This is a genomic window from Salmonella sp. SAL4457, assembly GCF_046548235.1.
In the GTDB taxonomy this organism is placed as follows: domain Bacteria; phylum Pseudomonadota; class Gammaproteobacteria; order Enterobacterales; family Enterobacteriaceae; genus Salmonella; species Salmonella enterica.
This window is the reverse complement of record NZ_JBGDZO010000250.1, coordinates 1-311: the sequence shown is the minus strand read 5'-3', so window position 1 is coordinate 311 and position 311 is coordinate 1. Positions and strand designations below refer to the sequence as shown.

Here is a 311-nt window from a genome sequence, read left to right as displayed (position 1 = left end):
GCCATCGAGCTGGCCGGGCGCTATGGCGACGAGGTGATGCTGGAGCGCTTCGTCGCCGGCCGCGAGGTCACCGTCGGGGTGCTCGACGACCAGGCGCTGCCGGTGGGCGAGATTCTCCTCGGCGGCCAGGAGGTCTTCGACTACGAGCACAAGTACCAGGCCGGCGCGGTGCGCGAGGTGTTTCCCGCCGACCTGCCGCCGGCGATCGCCGCCGAGGCCCAGCGTCTGGCGCTGAAGGTACACCGGGCGCTGAAGCTGAGCGGCTACAGCCGCACCGACTTCCGCCTCGTCGAACAGGGCCGGCTCTGGTG

Annotated in this window: 1 pseudogene; it reads left to right on the top strand. The window is 71.4% G+C overall.

The annotated features are described in order from the left end of the window. Nucleotides 1–311 (top strand): annotated as a pseudogene (ddl, locus tag ACLJNW_RS24145) (D-alanine--D-alanine ligase); the annotation flags it as partial.